The sequence below is a fragment of the Aquiflexum sp. genome (assembly GCF_041751335.1).
In the GTDB taxonomy this organism is placed as follows: Bacteria; Bacteroidota; Bacteroidia; order Cytophagales; family Cyclobacteriaceae; genus Aquiflexum.
The window spans coordinates 1-4062 of the sequence record NZ_JBGSXS010000113.1; the positions used below are offsets into that span (position 1 = coordinate 1).

At 37.8% G+C, this 4062-nt stretch carries 6 protein-coding genes and 1 pseudogene; 4 read left to right on the top strand and 3 right to left on the bottom strand.

Going from position 1 to position 4062, the window contains the following annotated elements; all coding sequences use genetic code 11:
* Both ACEW8U_RS06225 and ACEW8U_RS06230 read left to right on the top strand, forming a co-directional pair.
* Positions 1-282 (top strand): annotated as a pseudogene (locus tag ACEW8U_RS06225) (Glu/Leu/Phe/Val dehydrogenase); the annotation flags it as partial.
* 73 nt (positions 283-355) lie between these two features.
* The gene (locus ACEW8U_RS06230; RefSeq protein WP_373521174.1) at positions 356-1015 is read left to right on the top strand and encodes a phosphatidylserine decarboxylase family protein; all 660 of its coding nucleotides are present in this window, start codon (positions 356-358) and stop codon (positions 1013-1015) included.
* Positions 1016-1196: 181 nt separating this feature from the next.
* On the opposite strand, the gene ACEW8U_RS06235 is transcribed toward ACEW8U_RS06230, so the two are convergent.
* Together ACEW8U_RS06235 and ACEW8U_RS06240 are read right to left on the bottom strand one after the other, a co-directional pair.
* Positions 1197-1664: a Clp protease ClpB gene (locus tag ACEW8U_RS06235; RefSeq protein ID WP_373521175.1), complete on the bottom strand. Its 468-nt coding sequence runs from the start codon at positions 1662-1664 to the stop codon at positions 1197-1199.
* Between the two features lie 168 nt (positions 1665-1832).
* Positions 1833-2210 carry a hypothetical protein gene (locus ACEW8U_RS06240; protein ID WP_373521176.1) on the bottom strand — a complete coding sequence of 126 codons (378 nt, stop codon included), beginning with the start codon at positions 2208-2210 and terminating at the stop codon, positions 1833-1835.
* 286 nt (positions 2211-2496) lie between these two features.
* On the opposite strand from ACEW8U_RS06240, the gene ACEW8U_RS06245 reads away from it, so the two are divergent.
* Positions 2497-3099, top strand: coding sequence for a trimeric intracellular cation channel family protein (locus tag ACEW8U_RS06245; RefSeq protein ID WP_373521177.1), 603 nt, complete (start codon positions 2497-2499; stop codon positions 3097-3099).
* A gap of 88 nt (positions 3100-3187) precedes the next feature.
* The gene (locus ACEW8U_RS06250) at positions 3188-3796 is read left to right on the top strand and encodes a hypothetical protein (RefSeq protein ID WP_373521178.1); all 609 of its coding nucleotides are present in this window, start codon (positions 3188-3190) and stop codon (positions 3794-3796) included.
* Here the strand turns inward: ACEW8U_RS06250 and ACEW8U_RS06255 are convergent.
* Positions 3793-4062 (bottom strand): ion channel (locus ACEW8U_RS06255; protein WP_373521179.1); only part of this gene is annotated, 270 nt, incomplete at its 5' end. The two genes, ACEW8U_RS06250 and ACEW8U_RS06255, sit on opposite strands and share 4 nt — an antisense overlap.

The following is a 4062-nucleotide window of genomic DNA, read 5'->3' on the forward strand; positions in this document are numbered from 1 at the left end:
AAAGCAGATGCCATTATCAATGAAAAAAGAATTATGGCTGTACCCGATATCCTGGCGAATGCAGGTGGTGTGACTGTCTCTTATTTCGAATGGGTTCAAAATAGACTCGGTTACAAGTGGACTGCAGAAAGGGTCAACAGAAGGTCAGATAGGATCATGAAAGATGCTTTTGACCATGTGTATGAAGCGTCTCTAAAATATGATGTACCGATGAGAATCGCTGCTTATATCGTTGCGATTGACAAAGTTGCAAAGACCTATACCTACAGGGGAGGATTCTAATCTCGTCTCCAAAGAAAGTTTATTATATTTGGGCTGTGAATGGGAACATTCACAGCCTTTTAAATTTATCATCATGTCTATACACAAAGAAGGAAGAAAATTACTCTTTTGGCTACTGATCATTTTAGCGGCCATCAATTTTGGACTCTCCCAAATCATTCCTGAACAGGATACCACACTGAATCTTGTGCTACTTTTCAGCATCATTATCTATATTCTAATCCTCCAGTTCTTCCGCAATCCTTATATTCAGCTTCCTGATGAGGAAAAGCTTGTCTTTGCACCGGCAGACGGGAAAGTTGTAGTCATCGAAGAAACGCTCGAGAATGAATACCTTCATGAAAGCAGGAAACAGATTTCCATTTTCATGTCCCCCATCAATGTCCATGTCAACCGCTCCCCCATCAAAGGCATAGTGGAATATTTTAAATACCATCCCGGTAAATACCTTGTTGCCTGGCATCCAAAATCCAGTTTTGAAAATGAAAGGACTACCATGGTGCTAAAACATTCAAGTGGGGTCAAAATCTTGGTCAGGCAAATTGCCGGTGCCGTGGCAAGAAGGATCAAATGGTATGTCAAGGAAGGAACGCCTTTGGAACAAGGTGGTGAATTCGGTTTTATCAAATTTGGCTCAAGGGTAGATGTATTTCTTCCATTAGATGCAGAGGTTTTGGTAAGCATTGATGAAAAAACCAAAGGGGGAAGGACTCCTATTGCGAGGTTGAAGTGATTGGGAGAGATGCGAGATGTGAGAGATTAGAAGCGAGAGACAAGAGACAAGAATCAAGACTTGGGTAAAGAGTTTCCTTAGATTGCAAATCCAGTTAAATCCAGTCGGGCTTTTACTCGGATTACAAGTCCTAATTATCTGTCGTTCGATACCGAATATTCGGTATCGAACAGCAGCAAAATCAACCCTTGACCTTTCTCCAATAAAAATACCCCAGACCAAGCGTACTGAGCAAAAAGATAAAAGTTGTCCATTCAAAAATCCTTTGACCGGATTTCTTTTCTACTACTTGTAGGTCCTTTTCTTCCAATGCCCTTTTGAGCAAGGCAATCTCTCTTTCCTGCTTTTGGGAAATAAACTTGTAATCATTTTTTTCATAAGTGATCTCTGTCTTTTCGATTTCACTCATTAACCTCAATTCCTCCATGATTTGATTGTCTTTTTGAATGATGCGCTGCATCCATTCATTGGTTTCAATCATGTCTTTTTTGGTCCTATTACCGAAAATCCCGGTTTTTTTTGACTCCGAAACTTTCCATTCTCTGTGCATGCTTTCACGTTCTTGTAGCATCCTGTCCAACTTTGCCTGTGCAAATGCCATTGATAAGGGAATGAAAAATAAAAGTACTAGTATAAATCTCTTTATCATGATTTCTGATTAGTTTGAATTTAAAGTAATATCAAGGTAATAGGTATAGAAAATTACCTTTGATCTGAAGGTACAGTCAATCAATTTACAGTGTGATTATGACGTAATTCTGTTAGATATTACCGAACTGAATATACCTTTTCAAAATACATGCCGAAAAATTAAACACTACCTCGACCTCATTTTATTGTTATCCCTTCTTTTGAATGCACCTTTCCTTCTTTTGTTGTTTGTATAAAAATTATACATAAAATTGACCGCAAAAACCAAAATGGTCAATGGGATAAAAAAGTCAGGGAGCATACTTTTTACCCCCAATAAAACCAATAAAGAGGCAATGATACCAATTTTGTAGGTGGTATGGCTTTCAGGATAAATTTTACCGATGAGATAAAGACTTGATGCCTCAATCACCAAAGTCACAAAAATCAGATAAGTCAACATATCCTTCATGGTGGTATCATTGGACCACACCACCCATGCCAGACCTGCGGCGACTAAAATAAGGCTGAGGGATTGTATCGAAGTATTCAATCTTTCTTTCATTTGATTTTTGTGCTATAATTTGTAATAATTCAATAAGATAGAGATTTAGCTAAGAATATCAAAAAACAAGGATATGCTTTTAAAGCATTCAAAAAACAATTTCCTTTGAATGGATAATACGTATGTACCCATTGATGCCAGTAAAATGGTAATTCAATATAATTCTCGGTAGGAAACTGAAATGTCCGGTACATCGGACTTCCGACATCGGACTTCCGACCCGTTTGAAAGCGAATATTGGGTTACTGGCAAAGAAGCAGATAATCATTATTGATAAAATTATTATATGGATTTACAATACCCACTTGAACTGGTAGGCACATTTGTTTTTGCAATATCCGGAGCCCTTGCTGTCCGGGACAGGGAGCATGACCTTTTTGGTGCAGGGTTTACAGGGTTTATCACGGCCATAGGTGGTGGTACATTAAGGGATGTTCTTTTGGGCTCATATCCATTGGTTTGGATTGGAGATATCCATTTTTTATATGCGATTTTACTGGGAGTATTGGCAGCATTTATTTTTCCGGGAATTTTGCTCAAACTCAGGAAAACCATGTTTTTGTTTGATACTTTAGGGATTGCTTTTTTTACGGTTTTGGGAGTGGAAAAAGCACTCAGTTTGGGTGTAAGACCTGAAATTGCGGCCATCATGGGGATGTTCACAGCCGTGATGGGTGGAGTGATTCGGGATACCTTGACCAATGAAATCCCTATTTTGTTCAGCAAAGAAATATATGCCTCTGCCTGCCTGACCGGTGCGATTCTATATTTGGTTTTAAATTATTTAGGGTTGGAAAGGGATTACAATCTGTTGATATCTATTTCTGTCATCATCAGTATCCGATTGATAGCGGTCAAATATAAATTGAGTTTACCAAGATTGGATTAAAGGTAAAATACAAATACCTAATAATGATTGGTTTGGCTTTTAAAATATTTAAGATTAAATTGACGTTATAGTTGATGATTTCCTGGCCATGAAAAACTCGTCTTTTTTTATTTTTATAATCTTATTTATTTTTTCCTGTGTAAAAGAGGAAATGCCTAATCATGTGGAAGAGGAAGTAATTGATCCAACAGAAGTAGTAAAAAGGAGGAGTATTTGCGACTTTGATATTTCAGACAGAGAGGGGACTTTTGATTTTTATAGTACTTGGGAATTTGCGGGATTCCAAAACCTCAATACCCCGCATCTGGATAACCTCACTTGTATGGCTAGAGTTGCAAATTTTGCGCTCAATGGAGAGGATTATGATAACATGATAAAAATTACCCTCCACTTCAATGAAGAAATCGAGGAATCAGGATTTTGCACTGATCTTCCAAAATTTGAGGCCAGCACTTTTTCCTATCAATTTTATGGTTGCTTTGAAAAAGTTGATGAAGATATATCATTCATTGTATCCATGGAAGACAGAGAATATATTCCAAAATCCGAATCCACTACTTTTCCTGTATTAGAATTTGAGGAGAATTTTTTAAAAGCCATTAAAGCGGCTAATGCTTATCAGATTGAAAAAAACAGACTGTATCTGTACGGAGATGAAAGTTACTCTAGAATGGTTTTTGTAGCTTTGACAGATTAGAGTTTATCCCCACAATACTTACAATAAGCTGCATCCTTATCATGCCCTGATCGATGGCATGAACTGCATTCCTTTTCCTTCCTTCTATCTTCTTGAAATTTTGCAGATGTCAGCTCAGATGTCACTATCCCGGTAGGGACCGCAATAATGGCATAACCCATCAACATAATCACAGAAGCAAAAAATTTGCCCCAAGGGGTAATGGGTGTGATGTCTCCAAATCCAACTGTAGTAAGTGTGACAATTGCCCAATACATGGACATGCC

Excerpts from the sequence above, each read along its gene's own strand:
- ACEW8U_RS06240 (WP_373521176.1), bottom strand. The coding sequence starts at position 2,210 with ATGAAAGAAAGATTGAATACTTCGATACAATCCCTCAGCCTTATTTTA.
- ACEW8U_RS06245 (WP_373521177.1), top strand. The coding sequence starts at position 2,497 with ATGGATTTACAATACCCACTTGAACTGGTAGGCACATTTGTTTTTGCA.
- ACEW8U_RS06235 (WP_373521175.1), bottom strand. The coding sequence starts at position 1,664 with ATGATAAAGAGATTTATACTAGTACTTTTATTTTTCATTCCCTTATCA.
- ACEW8U_RS06230 (WP_373521174.1), top strand. The coding sequence starts at position 356 with ATGTCTATACACAAAGAAGGAAGAAAATTACTCTTTTGGCTACTGATC.
- ACEW8U_RS06250 (WP_373521178.1), top strand. The coding sequence starts at position 3,188 with ATGAAAAACTCGTCTTTTTTTATTTTTATAATCTTATTTATTTTTTCC.